The 20,770-nt window shown below is 25.4% G+C and carries 18 protein-coding genes; 10 read left to right on the top strand and 8 right to left on the bottom strand.

Annotation, left to right across the window (positions count from 1 at the left end):
- Positions 1-744 precede the first annotated feature (744 nt).
- Together htpX and zwf are read right to left on the bottom strand one after the other, a co-directional pair.
- Positions 745-1,617, bottom strand: a complete 873-nt coding sequence (gene htpX / locus AB4W64_RS01660; RefSeq protein ID WP_367677770.1) for a protease HtpX — start codon at positions 1,615-1,617, stop codon at positions 745-747.
- A gap of 165 nt (positions 1,618-1,782) precedes the next feature.
- Positions 1,783-3,258, bottom strand: a complete 1,476-nt coding sequence (gene zwf, locus AB4W64_RS01655; RefSeq protein WP_367677769.1) for a glucose-6-phosphate dehydrogenase — start codon at positions 3,256-3,258, stop codon at positions 1,783-1,785.
- A gap of 294 nt (positions 3,259-3,552) precedes the next feature.
- Here zwf and pyk point away from each other — a divergent pair, with 294 nt between their 5' ends.
- A complete protein-coding gene (pyk, locus tag AB4W64_RS01650) occupies positions 3,553-4,995 on the top strand; it encodes a pyruvate kinase (RefSeq protein WP_367677768.1) in 1,443 nt (480 codons plus the stop codon).
- A gap of 22 nt (positions 4,996-5,017) precedes the next feature.
- On the opposite strand, the gene mepM is transcribed toward pyk, so the two are convergent.
- Positions 5,018-6,184 (bottom strand): murein DD-endopeptidase MepM, encoded by a 1,167-nt coding sequence (mepM, locus tag AB4W64_RS01645; protein WP_367677767.1) that lies wholly within the window; start codon positions 6,182-6,184, stop codon positions 5,018-5,020.
- Between the two features lie 88 nt (positions 6,185-6,272).
- Positions 6,273-7,223, bottom strand: a complete 951-nt coding sequence (gene znuA, locus AB4W64_RS01640; RefSeq protein ID WP_367677766.1) for a zinc ABC transporter substrate-binding protein ZnuA — start codon at positions 7,221-7,223, stop codon at positions 6,273-6,275.
- Between the two features lie 64 nt (positions 7,224-7,287).
- On the opposite strand from znuA, the gene znuC reads away from it, so the two are divergent.
- Together znuC and znuB are read left to right on the top strand one after the other, a co-directional pair.
- Entirely contained in the window at positions 7,288-8,007 is a 720-nt protein-coding gene (gene znuC / locus AB4W64_RS01635) for a zinc ABC transporter ATP-binding protein ZnuC (protein ID WP_367677765.1), read from the top strand.
- Positions 8,008-8,043: 36 nt separating this feature from the next.
- Positions 8,044-8,835 carry a zinc ABC transporter permease subunit ZnuB gene (gene znuB, locus AB4W64_RS01630; protein WP_367677764.1) on the top strand — a complete coding sequence of 264 codons (792 nt, stop codon included), beginning with the start codon at positions 8,044-8,046 and terminating at the stop codon, positions 8,833-8,835.
- A gap of 15 nt (positions 8,836-8,850) precedes the next feature.
- Here znuB and aspS read toward each other — a convergent pair whose 3' ends face one another.
- The 3 genes from aspS to trxB all read right to left on the bottom strand — a co-directional run bounded on the left by aspS (position 8,851) and on the right by trxB (position 12,108).
- Positions 8,851-10,611 (bottom strand): aspartate--tRNA ligase, encoded by a 1,761-nt coding sequence (gene aspS, locus AB4W64_RS01625; protein WP_367677763.1) that lies wholly within the window; start codon positions 10,609-10,611, stop codon positions 8,851-8,853.
- 211 nt (positions 10,612-10,822) lie between these two features.
- Positions 10,823-11,041 (bottom strand): translation initiation factor IF-1, encoded by a 219-nt coding sequence (gene infA, locus AB4W64_RS01620; RefSeq protein ID WP_367677762.1) that lies wholly within the window; start codon positions 11,039-11,041, stop codon positions 10,823-10,825.
- Between the two features lie 101 nt (positions 11,042-11,142).
- On the bottom strand, positions 11,143-12,108 hold the full coding sequence (gene trxB / locus AB4W64_RS01615; RefSeq protein WP_367677761.1) for a thioredoxin-disulfide reductase: 966 nt from the start codon (positions 12,106-12,108) through the stop codon (positions 11,143-11,145).
- A gap of 338 nt (positions 12,109-12,446) precedes the next feature.
- Between trxB and serS the strand changes: the two genes are divergently transcribed.
- The 7 genes from serS (at position 12,447) to tpiA (ending at position 19,910) form a co-directional block, all read left to right on the top strand.
- A complete protein-coding gene (serS, locus tag AB4W64_RS01610) occupies positions 12,447-13,730 on the top strand; it encodes a serine--tRNA ligase (RefSeq protein WP_367677760.1) in 1,284 nt (427 codons plus the stop codon).
- Between the two features lie 40 nt (positions 13,731-13,770).
- The gene (gene serC / locus AB4W64_RS01605) at positions 13,771-14,856 is read left to right on the top strand and encodes a 3-phosphoserine/phosphohydroxythreonine transaminase (protein WP_367677759.1); all 1,086 of its coding nucleotides are present in this window, start codon (positions 13,771-13,773) and stop codon (positions 14,854-14,856) included.
- 53 nt (positions 14,857-14,909) lie between these two features.
- Positions 14,910-16,190, top strand: a complete 1,281-nt coding sequence (gene aroA, locus AB4W64_RS01600) for a 3-phosphoshikimate 1-carboxyvinyltransferase (RefSeq protein ID WP_367677758.1) — start codon at positions 14,910-14,912, stop codon at positions 16,188-16,190.
- 47 nt (positions 16,191-16,237) lie between these two features.
- The gene (gene cmk, locus AB4W64_RS01595) at positions 16,238-16,897 is read left to right on the top strand and encodes a (d)CMP kinase (RefSeq protein WP_367677757.1); all 660 of its coding nucleotides are present in this window, start codon (positions 16,238-16,240) and stop codon (positions 16,895-16,897) included.
- 123 nt (positions 16,898-17,020) lie between these two features.
- Positions 17,021-18,697: a 30S ribosomal protein S1 gene (gene rpsA / locus AB4W64_RS01590; protein WP_367677756.1), complete on the top strand. Its 1,677-nt coding sequence runs from the start codon at positions 17,021-17,023 to the stop codon at positions 18,695-18,697.
- Positions 18,698-18,766: 69 nt separating this feature from the next.
- Positions 18,767-19,051, top strand: coding sequence for an integration host factor subunit beta (ihfB, locus tag AB4W64_RS01585; protein ID WP_367677755.1), 285 nt, complete (start codon positions 18,767-18,769; stop codon positions 19,049-19,051).
- Positions 19,052-19,148: 97 nt separating this feature from the next.
- On the top strand, positions 19,149-19,910 hold the full coding sequence (tpiA, locus tag AB4W64_RS01580; protein WP_367677754.1) for a triose-phosphate isomerase: 762 nt from the start codon (positions 19,149-19,151) through the stop codon (positions 19,908-19,910).
- A 13-nt stretch (positions 19,911-19,923) separates the two neighbouring features.
- Here the strand turns inward: tpiA and AB4W64_RS01575 are convergent, their stop codons facing one another.
- A complete protein-coding gene (locus AB4W64_RS01575) occupies positions 19,924-20,724 on the bottom strand; it encodes an MIP/aquaporin family protein (RefSeq protein ID WP_367677753.1) in 801 nt (266 codons plus the stop codon).
- Positions 20,725-20,770 lie beyond the last annotated feature (46 nt).

Raw genomic sequence — 20,770 nt, 5'->3', positions numbered from 1 at the left:
ATAGGACAGCATAATATTCAATTTATCTAAGATATAGAATTTATAAATATATCATATATTTATAAGCTTAATATCGTTTTAGATAAAAATAGGTCGTATGAATGAAAAGATTTTAAGAGAATTCATCTATGCAGTGAATATTTATTATGTTTTAATGAGTTATTTTTGATAATCATAGTAAATATTTTTAAAAAATACTTTAAAGACTTTTAATACTAATATATTTTTAGAATTTTAAAACCAAAAATGGTTAATAAAAAATATTTTTTGATTTAAATAATATTTTACTCAAGTTACGCTTAAAAAAGTTTTCTAATTTTTTAGAACAGAGAGCTATTTTATTTTTTTCTTAAAATAAAAGAATAAAAAAATTTTTTTTAAATTTATTAAACTACTTAATTTGATCTTTTATCTTAGTCATATTTTGGGTTCCTTAACGATATTTATTTTGTCTCGATGCCATAAAATTATAGCAAGACAAAAATTTTTGTATACGGTATGAATTTAAGATTGGGTAAAAGAAGTTATATTACTGTCTTCACTTGAATTTTTTTAAAAAAATATTTAATAAATAAGCATAATTTTATGTTTTTTTATTTAAAGAATTTAATTAAAAATTAAATTTTAAAATGTATAATATTTTTATATTATAATGTTCTTATATTAAAAAAACAAGTTTAAATATGTTTATTTCTCTTAATAGAAATCTTTTTATCTTTCTATTAAGAGAGACATTTTTTTTGATTACATATATTCTTTATTATATAGTGCTTCTATTCTTTTTTCTAAAGAAGGATGAGATGCAAATAATTGTAAAAAAGAATTAGTTTTTCCATTAATACAGAATGCAATCATACTATCAGATTCTTGAGGTTCATGACTAGTTTTTAAACGATTTAATGCAGAAATCATTTTTTCACGACCTACTAATTTTGCAGAACTAGCGTCTGCATAAAATTCACGATGTCTAGAAAACCACATTGTAATAACACTGGCTAAAACACCAAAAATTAATTCTAGAAATGTAGAAATTAAAAAATACACAAATGGATTTTTTTCTTCGTTTTCATTTTTGTTATTTGACAAAATATTACTTATTATTTGAGAAAGAATTCGAGATATAAAAATTACAAAGGTATTAACAACTCCTTGTACTAATGTCATTGTGATCATATCACCATTAGAAATATGACTGATTTCGTGAGCAATGACAGCTTCAGCTTCATTACGAGTCATATTTTCTAATAATCCTGTAGAAATAGCAATTAGAGCGGAATTTCGACGAGCGCCGGTCGCAAATGCATTAATATCAGCAGCATCATATACTGCTATTTGAGGCATAATTATACCTTTTTTTATAGATTGTTCGCGAATTGTATCTATTAACCAACTTTCTATTTCGTTTTTAGGATGGGTGATAATTCTACCATTAACAGATCGTAATGCTATCCATTTTGATAAAATTAAAGATAAGATAGAACCACTAAAACCAAATAAAAATGACATAACTAACAAACCATAAAAAGTATTTGATTGAATGCCTGTTAAGCTAAGAATCAAACTAAATATTAACATAACCGCTAAATTAGTACATAAGAAAAGAATCATGCGTATCATAGGATATTATTTTCCTCCATTAGCAAAAGAAATATTTATAAAAACATAACATTAAATATATTTAAAGATAAGCATTATAAAAATGTTTTACTTGTGCCAATTTTAAAAAATTGATTTTTAAAGCTAACATAGTTATCTTAATTAAGTCAAGATAGATAATTTTTTTTAATTATATTTATGCCAAACACGATTATCTCGAGTTAGCAATAAATTTGAACTTTGTGGTCCCCAAGTTCCAGACATATATAATTGAATAGTACTACTATCGTTTTGTTTCCATGCATTTATAATTGGATCTATCCATCTCCATGCTTCTTCGACCTCATCACGACATACAAATAAAGATTGTATACCTCTCATACTTTCAAGTAATAATCTTTCATAAGCATCAATCGATTTTTTTGGTTTTTTTCTATCAAAATAGTTGTATTTTAGTTCAGAGCTTTCTAATTTATATTCTTGATCTAATCCTGGTATTTTATTAAAAAAATTAAATTTAATACTTTCATTAGGTTCTAAGCGTATAATTAATTTATTTTGAAACATTTCTAAATGTGAATTTTGAAATAAGTTTGTAGGTATTTTTTTAAAAACAATTACTATTTCAGAATATTTATATGCCAAGCGTTTTCCTGTTCTTAAATAAAAAGGAACACCTAACCATTTTTTATTATTAATATTTGCTTGAATAGCAACAAATGTTTCAGTTTGACTGTTTTTGTTTGCACCTTGTTCTTCTATATAAGCTGGTACCTTTTTCCCTTTAATTATTCCAGAATCATATTGTCCTCTTACAGTTTTAACGTTAATGTTATTAACATCAATTCGGCTTAATGCACGCAATATATTTAATTTTTTATGTCGAATGTTTTCAGACGTAATACTGTCAGGTTGGTCCATGGCGATAATTGTCAATATTTGTAAAAGATGGTTTTGTACCATATCTCTCATTTGTCCCATTTCATCAAAGTAATTCCATCTACCTTCAATACCTACTTCTTCAGATACAGTAATTTGAATATGATCAATAGTTTGATTGTTCCAGTTGTTAAAAAAAAATGAATTAGCAAACCGTAAAGCAATAAGATTAAGTATAGATTCTTTTCCAAGATAATGATCAATTCTAAAAATTTGTGATTCTAAAAAATATTTGGAAATTTGATTATTTATTTTTTTAGATGTTTTTAAGCAAATTCCTAATGGTTTTTCTAATACTATGCGTGCTGGAAGAACGTTTAAATTTGTATCACCTAAACCTTTAAAAATAGCGTTTAATGTATTAGGAGGAACAGCACAATAGTAAATTACTATATTTTTTTTTTGTTCTAATATTTTTTTTAATCTTAAAAAATGCAAACCTTCACAAACATCAATATTGCAAAAATATAAACGAGAACTAAACTTTTTCCAAACCACATCTTTAATTTCTTCATTTAAAAAAGTTTTGATTGCTGTTTTTACCATGCTTATATATTCTTGTGTGTTCCAGTTAGCTCGTCCTGCTCCAATAATACGTGTATTTTCGTGTATTTTTTTAGATTTTTCTAATTTGTATAAAGAAGGTAATAGTTTTCTTTTTGCTAGGTCTCCTTTTGCACCAAAAATTACTAAATCACAAGCTTGATTTATTTTAATAATCATAATTTTCTCTTTTTTTTTAAAATTTACATATAAAATTTAAAATTTTAATGTAATAATTTAAACAGTATTATTTAAATAAGCGTTTTTATAAAAAAATTTAATTTTTTTTCGTGTATCAATAATTATATTTTATAAAATATTATTTTTTATTATTAGAAATATTTTTTTTGATTTTACTAAATAACTTCATAAATATAAATATATATTTAATGTTGACAATTTTGTATGAGAAATAAGAAAACGAACTAATTTATACAACATAGATTTTAAAAACATTTAATGAAAAGGTATTTTATGTTAAAGCGTTTAAGAAGAACAAAAATTGTAGCTACTTTAGGACCTTCTACAGATATTGACAATAATCTTGAAAAAATGATTTTTTCTGGAGTTAATGTTTTGCGATTAAATTTTTCTCATGGTTCAGCAAACGAGCATAAATTAAGAGCAAAAAAAGCAAAAGAAATTATGACAAGATTCAATTGTCACGTTGCGTTACTGGGTGATTTACAAGGCCCTAAAATTAGAATTTCTAAATTTAAAAAAAATAATATTTTTTTAAATATTGGTGATATTTTCATACTAGATTCATTGTTAGGTCCAGATCAGGGAAATCAAGAAAGAGTTGGTATCGATTATAAACAATTACCATTAGATTTAAAAATAAATGATATTTTATTATTAGACGATGGAAGAATACAATTAAAAGTCACACAAGTGATAAATCATGAAATATTTACAAAAGTTATTATAGGTGGCATTCTATCTAATAATAAAGGTATTAATAAATTAGGTGGTGGTTTATCAGCGAACTCATTAACTAAAAAAGATAGACAAGACATCATACTTGCTTCTGAAATTGATGTAGATTATTTAGCGATATCATTTCCAAGATGTAGTGACGATTTAAAAAAAGCAAGAAGATTAGCTGAAAAATCTGGTAGTGACGCTAAAATTATCGCAAAAATAGAACGCGCTGAAGCTGTATTGAATCAAAAAACTATAGAAGATATAATATTGGCATCTGATGCAATCATGATTGCTAGAGGAGATTTAGGTGTAGAAATTGGTGATTATGAATTAGCAGGTATTCAAAAAAAATTAATTAGAGCTGCTAGACAATTAAATAGAGTCGTTATTACTGCAACACAGATGATGGAATCTATGATTATTAATCCATCACCTACTCGTGCAGAAGTTATGGATGTAGCAAATGCTGTTTTAGATGGTAGTGATGCAGTAATGCTTTCAGCAGAAACCGCATCTGGTAATTATCCATCTGAAACTGTTATAAAAATGGCAAAAATTTGTCAGGGAGCAGAAAAAGTACCTAGTATTAATGTTTCCAGGCATCGTCTCAATGCTGAATTCAATGATATTGAAGAAACTATAGCTATGTCAGCTATGTATGCTGCTAATCATTTAAAAGGCATTACTGCAATTATTACAATGACTGAATCAGGTAAAACTGCATTAATGACATCCAGAATTACATCTGGACTACCTATTTTTGCTTTATCAAAACATAAAAAAACTTTAAATTTAGCAGCGCTTTATAGAGGTGTCACTCCAATATATTTTGATAGTAAATATGATGGTTTTAAAGCAGCTAATGAAGCAATTATTCTTTTACGTAGAAAAGGTTTTTTATCTCTTGGAGACTTAGTTATAATTACTCAAGGTGACATTATGCGTAAAAAAGGAAAAACTAATACTAGTAGAATTTTAAAAGTAAGATAGTTTTTTATGAAATAAAAAACTGTCATTGCAAATATTTTAATATTTTTTTTGATTCTTCTAGATATATTTTTTTTTCTTTTTTTGTTAATGTTTCAGATAATATACATTTTAGCTTTATAGGATCAACTGCATGGTTATTTAACCAAACTTCATAATGTAAATGTGGTCCAGTAGTTCTACCAGTGTTACCCGATAAAGCAATTTTTTGGCCCATTTTGATGTTATCACCTAATTTAACTAGAATTTTTTTAAGATGCATATATCGAGTAGTATAATAATTTTTATTTTTTAATACAATGTAAAAACCAGCTATTTTATTAAATCGTATTTTTGTCACTTTGCCATCAATAGTTGCTAAAACAGGTGTTCCTTGAGGCATGGCTAAATCGACTCCTAAATGACGAGTAATACGATGTGTTACTGGATTTAAACGTTGTAAATTGAAATGAGAAGAGATTCGATATTTTTTCAAAAAGGACACATTTATAAGACATTTTTCTTTTTTTAGATTATCAATATTGTAAAATATACCATTAAATGCACGTATAAAATAATATTTCTTTCCAAAGTTATTTAATTTAATGCCTAATAATATGTTTTTATTTTTAGACAAATCGTGTGAAAAAACTAAATTAAAATTACTTCCTGTATTTAATTTTTTAAAATTTACTTGTAATTGAAGAGCTTGAATAACATTATTTATTTCAGAATAATTTAAACCTGATTGAAGCGCACTTTGAAAAAAATTTGAATTTTTTTTAATTAAAATTCTTTTATTTATGAGTTTTTCTTGTAAATTTTTTTTAGAAACTAAAAAATAATTATTAACATTTTTATATATGTTTTTTTGAAAATTAGATATTTGCCATTTTAATTCTAACAATTTACCCAATGAATCAACTTTCCAGGATAATGTTTGACCATTTTCTAAATTATTTAAATTGAAATCTATTTCAATTAATTTTGAAATGTCGTTCCAACGAACTTTAGATTCATTTAATAATGTGACAATTTTATCTCCTTTTTCAATTCGATGAAAATATTTTTTAATATTATCGATTTCATTTAAATATTTTTTTGTTTTTGTATTATTGGGTATTTGTTGTGTTTTTATTTCAGATTGATTCACTGGATTATGATATAAAATATCGCAACCTGATAAACAAGAAAGAATTATTATGTTATTCATTAATATCTGCACAATCTTATAAAAGTAAGATGTACAATAAGAGTATAAAGAAAATATTTTATAAATCTGCTGCACTTTATTTTATTCCTTAAGGTATTTTTAAGCAGCGAATATATTGATTAGACAATTGCAAAAGAAACTTTAAATAACTATCTTTACTCAATGGTATCGTTACGCCCATAGGATCAAGAAGACCTTTTCGAACATTTGTTCCACGTATCATAACGTCTATAATTTTTGTATTAAACTGCGGTTCTGTAAAAATACATATTGCTTTTTTTTTCAATAATTGATTTTTAATTTCATATAAACTGCGAGCTCCTGTTTGTATTCCGGAATATTTTTTAAAATATCCTGTTGGATGTAATTTATAATGTTTTTCAAAATATTTATAAGCATCATGAAAAATGAAATATTTTTTATTTTTAACTGATAAAAGTCTATTTTTTATATTTTTATCTAATTGTAATAAATTAATCTTAAATTGTTTTAAATTTTTTTCTATGAGTATTTTTTTTTGCGGTATAATCTTAATTAACATGTTATGTATAACAATTGCAGATAATAGAGCAATTTTTGGTGATAACCATATATGCATATCATATAATATATTATTAATTTCATGATTGTTTTGTAAAGTATTTTTTTGTTTTTTTTTACTTGTGAAATGTTTAGAATTATATATTAAATATAATTGAATGTTTTTTATCGAACTAAGTTCGATATTTTTTTTTTTAAAATGATGTATAATTTTTTTTAAAAAAGGTGGTTCAAAATTATTGCCAATTGAAATTACAAAATCAGAATTTCTTATTTTCATAATATCTAAAGGACGTAAAAAATAATTGTGCATAGTAGCACTATTAGGTGTAATGACTTCTACTGAAGTTATCCCATCTGCAATTGCTGCTGCAATAAATCCTAATGGTTTTGATATTGTAACTATAGAAGCATCACAAAGATTAGGTATACAATATAATAAAATTATCAGTATAATATTTTTTTTTTTATTTTTGTTTAACATAATATTTATATTCATATTAAAAAATATATCTTATAATATTTATATTAAAAACTATATAAAAAATATTATTTACAAAATTATGTTAGAATTTATTAAATTAAAAAATATTTATGTGAATTTTTCTAATCGTTCAATTCTTTCTAATATATCATTATCTTTAATTCCTAATCGTATACTTACTCTTATTGGGCCTAACGGTGCCGGTAAATCTACATTAGTACGTATTGTTTTAGGATTAATAAAACCTGATTCAGGATCAATTTTTCGAGCATATAATTTATCTATTGGATATGTACCACAAAAATTATACCTTAACACTCTCTTACCTATGACAGTAGCAAGATTTATGAAGTTATCTCAAAAAACCCAAAATGATATAAAAATATCAGAAATATTAAAGCGTGTAAAAGCAGAATCATTAAAAAATTTTCAATTGCAAAAATTATCTGGTGGAGAAATGCAACGTGTTCTTTTAGCACGAGCTTTATTAAATGATCCAAATTTGCTTGTTTTAGATGAACCGACACAAGGAGTAGATGTAATAGGACAACTTGCTTTATATGAATTAATCAATACAATTAGGAACGAATTAAAATGTTCTGTATTAATGGTGTCTCATGACTTAAATTTTGTTATGGCTAAAACGGATGAAGTGATTTGTTTAAACAATCATATTTGTTGTTCTGGAACACCTGAATCTGTTTGTCAAAACGCAGAATTTACTTCTATTTTTGGTATTAAAAGTAGAAAAGAATTAGCAATTTATCATCACGATCATAATCATGTTCACTATTTTTAAACAATAATATGTTATTATAGAATAGAGTGATTTTTTATGTTTGAACTAATTTTACCAGGATGGCTAGCAGGTATTATATTATCTTTAACAACTGGTCCATTAGGTTCATTTATAGTTTGGCGTCGTATGTCATCTTTCGGTGATACTTTATCACATTCCTCTTTATTAGCTTTATCTATATCTGTTGCTTTAGACGTTAACTCTATTTATATAGTATTTTTTTTTATAAGTTTACTTGCAATTATTTTAGCCTGGTTAGAAAAATTATTACCTTGTGCTCTAGAAACCATATTAAGTATAATATCACATAGTTCATTATCTCTAGGAATAGTATTTATCAGTTTAATAGCTTCTAATTCTCAACAAATAGATATTACAAATTACTTATTTGGTGATTTATTGGCTGTTACAAAATCTGACTTAATTATAATTATAATAAGTAGTATAATAATACTTAGTATTTTATTTTATCGTTGGAATTCTGTTTTATTAGCAACTATTAATGAAGAATTAGCTCAGATAGACGGTATAAATATATTTTATGCTCGTTTGACTATAATGTTGATGACTGCTTTAACTATTTCTATATCTATTAAATTCGTAGGTGCACTATTAATCACATCTTTATTAATTATCCCACCTGCAACTGCACAACATTTTTCTAGATCACCTGAAAAAATGGTCGTAATTGCCATAATAGTAAGTATTATATCTGTTACAGGAGGAATGTTTTTATCTGTTTTTTATAATACACCAGCTAGTCCATCTATTGTTTTATTTGCTTCATTTCTTTATTTACTTAGTAATTTTAAGAAATATTTTTTTTAAATATATAACTAAATCTTATTTTTTTAATATTTTAATGCCTAACTCCTTTAGCATTACATTATCTAATATACTAGGAGAATTAGTCATTAAACAAGTTGCTGATGTGGTTTTTGGAAAAGCAATAACGTCTCTTATATTGGTACTATTAGTAAGTAACATCACAATTCTATCTAATCCTAAAGCTATTCCAGCATGTGGAGGAGCACCATATTGTAATGCTTCTATTAAAAAACCAAATTTTTTATTTTGCATTTCTTTTTTTATTCCAATAATATCAAGTACTGTTTTTTGCATATTGACATCATGAATACGAACTGAACCACCACCAATTTCATAACCGTTCATGACAAGATCATAACTATCTGAAATAGCATTATCCGGTGAATTTTTTAATTTTTTTATATCCATATTTTTTATAGCAGTAAAAGGATGATGTACAGAAGATAGATTTCCTTTAAAATCTTTATGGAACATTGGAAAATTTAAGATCCAAACAGGCTTCCAGATATTTTTTTTAGTAATATTCAGATCGTTTCCTAATTTTAAACGTAACATGCCAAGAGATTTATTAACAATAATTTCTTCATCAGCAATTAAGAATAATATATCTCCATTTTTTGCATTAGTTTTATAAAGTATTTGGTTTAAAATATTTTCATCTAGAATTTTTTTTATCGAACTTTCGATACCTTCTAATCCAAGATTTAATTGTCTTATTTTTATATAAAATAATTTTTTTGCATTGTATTTTTTTACATATTGACTATATGTATCAATTTTTTTTCTACTTAAATGAGCACCTTGAGAAATACATAATAATGCAATTCGATAATGTTTCAAACAATTTACATCAAAAAATAATATAAACTCTTTCTCTTTAAATATATTAGATACATCAATAATTTCTATTGGATTCCGTAAATCAGGTTTATCTGATCCATATCGTTTTATTGATTCATGATATGATATTTTAGGGATTTTACCTAAATCAATATTAATGACTTTTAACCAAATATGTTTTATAAGATTTTCTGTTAACTTGATCACTTTTTTAGAATTCATAAATGATACTTCAATATCAATTTGAGTAAATTCTGGTTGTCGATCTGAACGTAAATCTTCATCACGAAAACATTTTACTATTTGATAGTATCTATCAATGCCAGAAATCATCAATAATTGTTTAAATAGTTGAGGAGATTGAGGTAATGCATAAAATTTTCCATGATAATTACGACTAGGAACTAAATAATCTCTAGCACCTTCTGGTGTAGATTTTGTAAGAATAGGAGTTTCAATATCTAAGAAATTTTTCTTCTTCATAAATATTCTTATTAAATAAGTTACGTGATTTCTTATTTTAAGATTTTCTAGAATATCAAAACGACGTAGATCTAAATATCGATATTTTAATCGGGAATCATCATAATTATGATTCGTATAATTTAATGGCAGCGATTTTGAAGTATTTAAGATATTTAATGTATTCGCTAATATTTCTATTTCACCCGTAGTTATTTTTAAATTTTTATTTTTCTGTTCTCTTTTTCTAACTATACCAGAAATTTGAATGCAAAATTCATTTTTTAGTTTGATAGCTTTTTTGAAAACTATAATATTTTTTAATTCAAAAATTACTTGAACAAGACCAGTGTAATCTCTCATATCAATAAAAATAAATTGACCAAAATTTCTTATTTTATGCACCCAACCACACAATTGAACAGTTTTATGTACATCAATTATTTGTATCTTTCCGCAATATTTAGTACGCATAAATTCTCTTTAAAATTTATTTTTATTTGTGTAAGATAAAATAATAGAATTAATTTTAATTAGTTGATTTTTTTAAAATAGTTTTGATTATCAAATGATAATTACATTTTATTTAAGAAGTGAATTTTTATATAAAAAATTTGATTTTTTTATTTCAAACATTTTTTGTATTAGTATATTGAGTAGTTTTTTAAAAGTATCTGATTGAAAATTAACGACTTCTAAAAATAATTCTTCCCTTAGTTAAATCATAGGGTGTTAATTCTACAGTAACTTTATCTCCTGTTAATATTCTAATGTAGTTTTTTCTCATTTTTCCTGAAATATGTGCTGTAATAACATGTTTATTATCTAATTCAACACGAAACATAGTATTGGGTAATGTATCTATTACTATTCCTTGCATTTCAATGTTGTCTTCTTTAGGCATTTTATTCTCATTATACAATTACTCATGGTATGAATATATCAGATACTAGTCATTTTGACTAGTATGTTTTAGAAATTGAAAAAATATTTTATAATATTTTTTTATTCTAGTGTACTTAGATAACGTTCACAGTCTAATGCTGCCATACATCCGCTGGCAGATGATGTAATTGCTTGTCTGTATACGTGATCTACAACGTCTCCTGCTGCAAAAATACCAGGAACGCTTGTTTGAGTGTAATTTCCACCATGCATTCCTTTCATTATTTCAATATAACCTTCATCCATTTTTAATTGATCAACAAAAATACTAGTGTTGGGAGTGTATCCAATTGCTATAAATATTCCAGAAATCTGTATTTTTATTTCTTTTTGTTCCTGTGATTTTTTTTTTATAATTAATACATTGGTAACACCAGAAGAATTGCCTAATATATCCTTAACAGTAGCATTTAAATATAGAATTACTTCTTTATTTTCTATTTTTTTTCTTAATCTATCAAGTAAAATTTTTTCTGCACTAAAATTCATTCTACGATGAATTAAATGTACTTTTTTAACAAAATTAGATAAATATAATGTTTCTTCTATAGCTGTGTTGCCTCCTCCTACAACTGCTACTTCTTTATTTTTATAAAAAAAACCATCACATATTGCGCATGTTGATACACCTTTTCCTTTAAAAATGCTTTCTGATTTTAATCCTAAATAACGAGGATTCGCTCCAGTAGCAATAATTACAGAATCAGCAGTATATTGATATTTTTCTCCTATTAGATAAAAAGGTTTTTTTTTAAAATCGACTGAATGTATATTATCAGATATAATTTCAGTATTAAATTTAAGAGCATGTTTATGCATACGATGCATTAATTCTGAGCCAGTAATTTTATTAATGTCTCCAGGCCAATTTTCAATTTCATCAGTATTCATTAATTGTCCTCCTTTATTAATTCCAGTAATTAATAAAGGATTTAAATTTGCTCTAGAAGCATATATACCAGCAGTATATCCTGCTGGTCCAGAACCTAAAATAATTATTTTACTATGTTTAATAAAGTTATTCATGTGTATTATCCTAGTTATAGAAATTGTTATATATAATCTAAAGAAAAAATATTTTATTAGTAAAATATTATAAATTATTATTGTTAATAGATACAATTAATATATAAGATTAGAATCTTACTAAATAAAATAAATTATTATTTTTTAATGCATGTTGTGAAAAAATGTTTTACATTTATTTAAAATTTACAACAATTTACTTTCATATATTAAGTATTTATTTAAAAAAATGAATATAAAAACATTTTTTATTTGAATTAATAATATTTACTACTTCAATAATATTGCTTTTCAACAACGATATTTATTGATAATTAAAAAAAGAAGCAAAACATATTATGTTAAATCCTTATTTATTAAGACATGAATTACATTTAACAGCTAAAAAATTATTAAAAAAAGGTTATAAATTAAACATATGTGAAATTTCCCGTATGGAAGAAGAACGTAAAAAATTACAAGTTAAAACTGAAAATTTACAATGTCATCACAATTTTTTATCACGTTTATTTAAAGATACAAAAAATCTAAAAACAGACAGTAAAATTTTAAAAAATAAGATTATAAAATCTGGAAAAGAATTACAAGATTCTAAAATTCAATTAAATATTTTAAAAGAAAAAATTCAGAATTTTTCACTATGTATACCAAATATTCCTGATGATAACGTTCCAGAAGGTCATACATCCATTAGTAATCACGAAATAACATACTGGGGTCAAAAAAGAAAATATGATTTTACAGTTCAAGATCATGTGGCAATAGGAAAAAAATTCGATGATTTAGATTGGACATCTTCAGCAAACATGTCAGGATCAAGATTTGTTATAATGAAAGGTAATATTGCTCTTTTACATAGAGCACTTGGTCAGTTTATGTTAGATTTACATACTATAGAACATGGTTATATAGAAGCTTATGTGCCTTATTTAGTTCATCCTAAAGCTTTATATGGAACTGGGCAATTACCCAAATTTAGTGATGATTTATTTCATATAAATTTTACAGATAAAAATAATTATATATTAATTCCAACAGCAGAAGTACCATTAACTAATTTTTTTTATAATAAAATTATAGATGAAAAAGATTTGCCTATTATGTTAACTGCACATACTCCTTGCTTCCGATCAGAAGCTTCTTCTTACGGACGTGATACAAGAGGATTAATTAGATTACATCAATTTGATAAAGTTGAGTTAGTTCAAATTGTAAAACCGGAAAAATCTATGGAGGCATTAGAAAAATTAACCAATCATGCTGAAAAAGTTTTACAACTGTTACAGTTACCATATAGAAAGGTACTTTTATGTACAGGAGAAATGGGTTTTTCTTCATCTAAAACATATGATTTAGAAGTCTGGTTTCCTTCCCAAAAAAAATATAGAGAGATTTCTTCCTGTTCTAATATGACCGATTTTCAAGCACGTCGTATGAAAGCGCGTTATAGAAAAAAATGTGAAAAAAAGATTTCTTTAGTACACACATTAAACGGTTCAGGATTAGCAATAGGAAGAACATTAGCAGCTATATTAGAAAACTACCAGCATGCTGATGGTCGTGTAGAAATTCCGAAAATCCTTCAAAAAAAATATATGCAGGGCTTAAAATTTATAAATTAATTATAAATATATTGCTGCAATCAATACGTTTGGTGAAAATATGAATATAATTTATAATTTTAGTGCTGGGCCAGCTATGATTCCAAAAGATGTACTTCAGAAAGCTAAAAAAGAACTGCAAAACTGGAAAAAATTAGGTTTTTCTGTTATGGAGATTAGTCATCGTAGTGAAGATTTTATGCGAGTTGCTGCAGAAGCAGAAAAAGATTTAAGAGATTTACTAAATATACCTGATTTTTATAAGGTATTATTTTGTCAAGGTGGCGCGAGAGGACAATTTTCTGCTATTCCTATGAATTTATTAGGTAATTTAAAAACAGCTGATTATATCAATAGCGGATACTGGTCAAAATGTGCATTTATAGAAGCCAAGAAATATTGTATTCCTCGTTCTATATTAATTAAGAAAACAATTAATGGAAAAACATCTCTTGCACCCATTTCAACATGGGAGATTAGTAAGAATTCAGCATATGTTCATTATTGTCCTAATGAAACTATAGATGGATTATCTATCGATGAAGAACCAAAATTTAAAGATAAAATAATAATTGGAGATTTTTCATCGTGTATTTTATCTCGTTTAATTAATATTGAAAATTATGATCTTATTTATGCAGGTGCTCAAAAAAATATTGGTCCAGCAGGTATAACAATAATTATTATTCGAGAAAATTTAATAGGATATGCTTCTAAGATGTCTCCTTCTATTTTAGATTATAAAATAATATCAGAACATAATTCTATGTTTAATACGCCACCTACATTTTCTTGGTATTTATCAGGATTAGTTTTTAAATGGTTAAAAAAACAAGGTGGTTTAAAAAAAATTGAAGAATTAAATAAAATTAAATCCAATTTATTATATGAAAAAATAGATAATAGTGATTTTTATATTAATACCATAGATCATAAAAATAGATCTAAAATGAATGTTATATTTAATTTATTTGATTCTAATTTAAATGAACTGTTTTTAAAAGAAGCTTTTCAATCAGGTTTAATTGCTTTAAGAGGACATCGTGCAATAGGTGGAATTCGTGCATCTATTTATAATGCTATGCCATTAGAAGGTATTGCATCTTTAATAAAATTTATGTCATATTTTGAAAATCGATATGGATAAATATATAAGTATTGACAATTGATCACCTTAATAAAATAGAGTGCATATTTATTATGAAAGATTCTTTGAATTTAAAACCAATATCTTACGTTAATGGAACTATTTATTTACCTGGTTCTAAAAGCATTTCAAACAGAGCTTTATTGTTATCTTCTATGGCTAATGGTACAACATGTTTAACTAATTTGTTAGATAGTGATGATATTACATATATGTTAAAAGCTTTAAAAAAAATAGGTGTTAAGTATATTTTGTCTGATAATAAAAAGGAATGTTATGTTCAAGGTATTGGTCAAGCTTTTCAATTGTCTCAACCAATTTCATTATTTTTAGGTAATGCAGGTACTGCTATGAGACCTCTTTTATCTGCATTATCTTTGCATAAAAATAATGTTGTATTAAGCGGAGATGATAGAATGCACGAAAGACCTATTGAAGATCTAGTTGATGCTTTAAAACAAGGTGGAGCTATTATAGAATATGAAAAAAATAAAGGTTTTCCGCCTGTACGTACAAGAGGTGGTTTTATTGGAGGATCCATTTTTTTAAATGGAAATATTTCTAGTCAATTTTTAACATCATTATTAATGATTGCACCCCTTGCTTTTAAAGATACTACTATTATTATAAAAGGACATCTAGTTTCTAAACCTTATATTGATATTACAATTAATTTAATGAAATCTTTTTCTATAAATGTGAAACATGATTCTTATAATGTTTTTTATATAAAAGGTCAACAAAAATATAAAACACCCGGCAAGTTTATAATTGAAGGAGATGCTTCATCAGCCTCGTATTTTTTAGCTGCTGCTGCTATTAAAGGTGGTTCAATTAAAGTGATTGGTGTTGGAAAGAAAAGTATACAAGGTGATGTGAAATTTGCAAATATCCTTGAAAAAATGGGTGCAATCATTTTTTGGGGAGATAATTTTATTACTTGTACTCGTAATACATTAAATGCAATAGATTTAGATATGAATCATATTCCTGATGCAGCAATGACTATTGCAATAGTAGCTCTTTTTTCTAAAGGTACTACTATTATAAGAAATATATATAATTGGCGTGTAAAAGAAACTGATCGCTTATCTGCAATGTCTATAGAGTTAAGAAAGGTTGGCGCTATAGTTGAAGAAGGAAAAGATTTTTTATCTATCACTCCACCTATTTTTTTTAAATATTCTAATATTAACACTTATAACGACCATCGTATGGCTATGTGTTTTTCACTGATATCTTTGTCTAACATTGGTGTAAATATACTAAATCCAGGTTGTACTACTAAAACTTTTCCATCTTATTTCAAAGATTTTTTATCCATTAGTAAATAATATTATTTTTAATAGAAAAATTTTTTTGATAATTTTAAATACAACACATGATAAATAAAATTCCTGTTATTACTATTGATGGTCCTAGTGGTGCTGGAAAAAGCACTTTAGCTAACATGATAGCACATCAATTAAATTGGTCTCTATTAGAATCAGGTAAAATATATCGATTACTTGCTTCGTTTGCGTTAAATAAAAATATTACTATTGTTGAAAAAAATATAATTTCACTTGCAAATAAAATAGATTTTTCATTAATTAAAAAAAAAAACATAAAGTATTATTATAAATCGTTTGATTTTAACAAAGTTAGTGAAATATCTTCGCAATTAGCATCTTATCCCAATGTTAGAAAAATTTTATTAGAAAAACAAAGATCACTAAGATGCTTTCCTGGTCTAATAGCTGAAGGACGTGATATGGGTACTGTAGTATTTCCAGATGCCATACTTAAATTTTTTTTACAAGCTTGCTTAGAAACACGAGCAAAAAGAAGAATGTTAGAATTAAATAAAAATGGTTATGACATAAGTTTTAAAAATTTATTCATACAGATGAAAAATCGTGATAAACGAGATGAAAATCGTTTAATTTCTCCTTTATGCATTCCAAAAAATGCTATAATATTAGATTCTACTAATATGAGTTTATCAGAGGTGATTGCAACTTTAATGGAATATATTTTAAAAAAAATATCAATATCATAGAAAATAATTTTATTTTTAAATATAACACTCTTTAATAGGGACTATTATAAGATATATAAAATAAGCTCATTTTAGCATGAAGTTAAAATGAACATCACATAAAAATTTCTTAATACTATTAATATGAATGAATCTTTTGCTCAATTATTTGAAGAATCACTAAAAGAGATTAAAACTCGTCCAGGTTCAATTATTCGTGGAACCATCATTTCTATAGAAAAAGATATAATTCTAGTAGATGCAGGTCTTAAATCAGAGTCTGCAATTCCTGCTGAACAATTTAAAAATTCTCAAGGTTTAATAGATGTTAATGTCGGCGATCAAGTAGATGTTGCTTTAGATGCTATTGAAGATGGATTTGGCGAGACATTATTATCTCGTGAAAAAGCAAAACGTCATGAAGCATGGTTGATATTAGAGCAAGCTCATGAAAAATCAGAAACAGTAACAGGTATTATTAATGGTAAAGTTAAAGGTGGTTTTACTGTTGAATTAAACGATATACGTGCATTTTTACCGGGTTCTTTGGTAGATATTCGACCTGTTCGAGAAACAATTCATCTTGAAGGAAAAGAATTAGAATTTAAAGTGATTAAATTAGATCAAAAACGCAATAACGTTGTTGTTTCGCGTCGAGCGGTTATTGAATCAGAAAATAGTGCTGAAAGAGATCAATTGCTAGAAAGTTTACAAGAAGGTATGCATGTTAAGGGTATTGTAAAAAACTTAACAGATTATGGAGCTTTTGTAGATTTAGGCGGAGTAGATGGTCTTTTGCATATTACTGACATGGCTTGGAAAAGAGTTAAACATCCTAGTGAAATAGTTAATGTAGGTGATGAAATTAACATTAAAATTTTAAAATTTGATAGAGAAAGAACACGTGTATCATTGGGATTAAAACAATTAGGTGAGGATCCATGGATAGCTATTTCTAAACGTTATCCAGAAAATACTAAATTAAGTGGACGTGTTACGAATTTAACAGATTATGGTTGTTTTGTAGAAATTGAAGAAGGTGTAGAAGGTCTTGTGCACGTTTCTGAAATGGATTGGACTAATAAAAATATTCATCCATCTAAGGTAGTTTCTGTAAATGATGTAGTCGAAGTTATGGTTTTAGACATTGACGAAGATCGTCGTCGTATTTCACTTGGTTTAAAACAATGTAAAATTAACCCATGGCAACAATTTTCTGAAACTCATAAAAAAGGTATTCATGTAGCTGGAAAAATAAAATCTATTACAGATTTTGGTATTTTTATTGGTTTAAATGGAGGAATTGACGGACTAGTTCATTTATCTGACATTTCTTGGAAAACATCTGGTGAAGAAGCAGTAAAAAAATATAGAAAAGGTGATGAAATTTCTGCTGTAGTTCTTCAAGTAGACGCTGAAAGAGAGCGCATATCTTTAGGAATTAAACAATTAGAAGAAGACCCTTTTAATATATATATTTCAAATCATAAAAAAGGATCAATAATTACTGGTAAAATTAAATTTATTGATAAAAAAAATGCAATAATCAAACTATCAGAAGACATAGAAGGAATTTTAAAATTTTCCGATGTTTCCCGTTTACATTATGAAGAATTTATAAAAAGATATAAAATAGATAGTGAAATTTTAGTTAAATTATCTAGTTTCGATCGTAAAAATAGAATAGTTTATCTTGCTATTCATGTTTTAGATGAAATTGAAAAAAAAGACTTAACCGTTTTATCAAGTAAAAAAATAAATGATGATGCATTTTCTAATGTAATGGCAGAAGCATTTAAAGCCGCTAAAAATACTGAATAATTTTTTATTGTAAAACATGTTTTTTCTATAAAAAAATAAATTTTTAAGGTATACAAATGTAGAGGTTTTATGACAAAGTCAGAATTATTTGAAAGAATCTCAGAAAAAAAAAATAATATCTCAAATAAAATAATAGAATGTGCTATAAAAGAAATGTTGGAACACATGGCAATGTCATTAGCAAAGGGTAAAAGAATTGAAATTAGAGGATTTGGGAGTTTTTCTTTACACTATCGCCCTTCTCGTATTGGTCGAAATCCAAAAACTGGAAAAACAGTAAAATTGAATGCAAGATATGTTCCTTATTTTAAACCAGGAAAAGAATTACGTAATCGTACCAATGTATATAAATAGCATATTTTAAAATTCTACAATAGAAACTAAGTCTATATAATTTTTTATAAAAAAACTTAGTTTCTATAATTTTATGCAAAAATATTTAGGTAAAAAAATGAAAAAATTTTTATTAGTAGCAAACTGGAAATTAAATGGAAGTAAAAAAATGATTTCTGACTATTTATCTAGTTTAAAATCATTGGCATCAGTTTATTCAAAAAAAAATATTATTGTTATTGCTCCTCCTACTATATATCTGAGTCAAGTCTACAAAGATATAAATAATATTGATATTTTTCTTGGTGCACAAAATGTTGATATTAATCTGAAAGGAGCTTTTACAGGTGAAACTTCTGTTCTAATGCTAAAAGATATAGGTGTAAAATATGTTATTGTTGGACATTCTGAAAGACGTTTATTTCATAATGAAACTAATAATATTATTATAAAAAAATTTAATTTAATTAAAAATTTAAATTTAATACCTATTTTGTGTATAGGTGAAATACAAAATAATAATTATAGTCAAACAAAAAAAATTATTGAAGAACAACTTAATTGCATATTTAAAGTATTAGGTAAAGAAGCATTTAGAAACACAGTAATTGCATATGAACCTATTTGGGCAATTGGTACAGGTTTATCAGCTGATCCAAAACATGTACAATATATACATAAATTTATTAGAAATTATATTCAAGAATATGATCCTATTAGTATAAAAAGTACAATTATTCAGTATGGAGGTTCTATTAATTCTGTTAACACAGAAGAGTTTATTCAACAACCCGATATAGATGGTTTATTAATTGGAAGTGCATCTTTAGATGCTAAAGAATTTTTAAAAATTATAGAAATAGCTAATTATTATACTTAAAATAAAGTAATTTTCATTTTTTAAAAAAGTAATTATCGATAAGTATTTTATGAATCCAACCGCCTAAATTAACACCTAAAATTGGACCTATTATAGGAATTAAAAAATATAGAGAATTATTGCCTCCTGTGAAAGAAAAAATACCCCATCCAGTTAGACTTAGAAAAATTTTAGGTCCTAAATCTCGAGCTGGATTTAAACTAATATTATTTAAAGGAGTAATAGATATATTAATCATAAAAATCAATACTCCTATTAGGAATGGTGCAATAGATTTATAATAAAATATTTTATTATTTTTTTTATTATTTAACTGCAACAAAATTATCATAAAAAGAGCAGTTGTCAATATTTCTATTGTAGAATTACGAATAAAACTATGATTAAAGTTAGGATATACACAAAAAATAGAAGCTAATTTTAGGCTTTCTTGAGTACCTAAAATAATATTATTTTGATTTTTAAATGAAATAAATGCATGATAATAAAGAAAATATGTTAACATGCTAAAAAAAAAAGAACCAAAAATTTGAGAAATAATATATGGAAGTACTTTTTTCTTATTAAAATCTTTAGAAGATAACCAAAAAAAAATAGTAATAGCTGGATTTAAATGAGCTCCTGATGTTGAAGCACTGAAATAAATTGACATAGATACTGCTAAACCCCAAATACAACTTATTTCAAATGGATTAAAATGAACATGTGTTAATTTTGAAGCCGCCAAACAACTCGTTCCAAAAAATATTATTAAGCCCGTTCCAAAAAATTCAATAACACATTGTTGGATAAGATTTTTTCTAAAAAAATTCATTGCTCAATAACCTATATAATCTTACTATAATACAAAAACATTTTAA

The sequence above is a fragment of the Buchnera aphidicola (Brachycaudus tragopogonis) genome, from assembly GCF_964059175.1.
GTDB classification, from domain to species: Bacteria; Pseudomonadota; Gammaproteobacteria; order Enterobacterales; family Enterobacteriaceae; genus Buchnera; species Buchnera aphidicola_BM.
The sequence above is the reverse complement of the archived record's forward strand: the minus strand, read 5'-3'. Positions and strand labels throughout refer to the sequence as shown.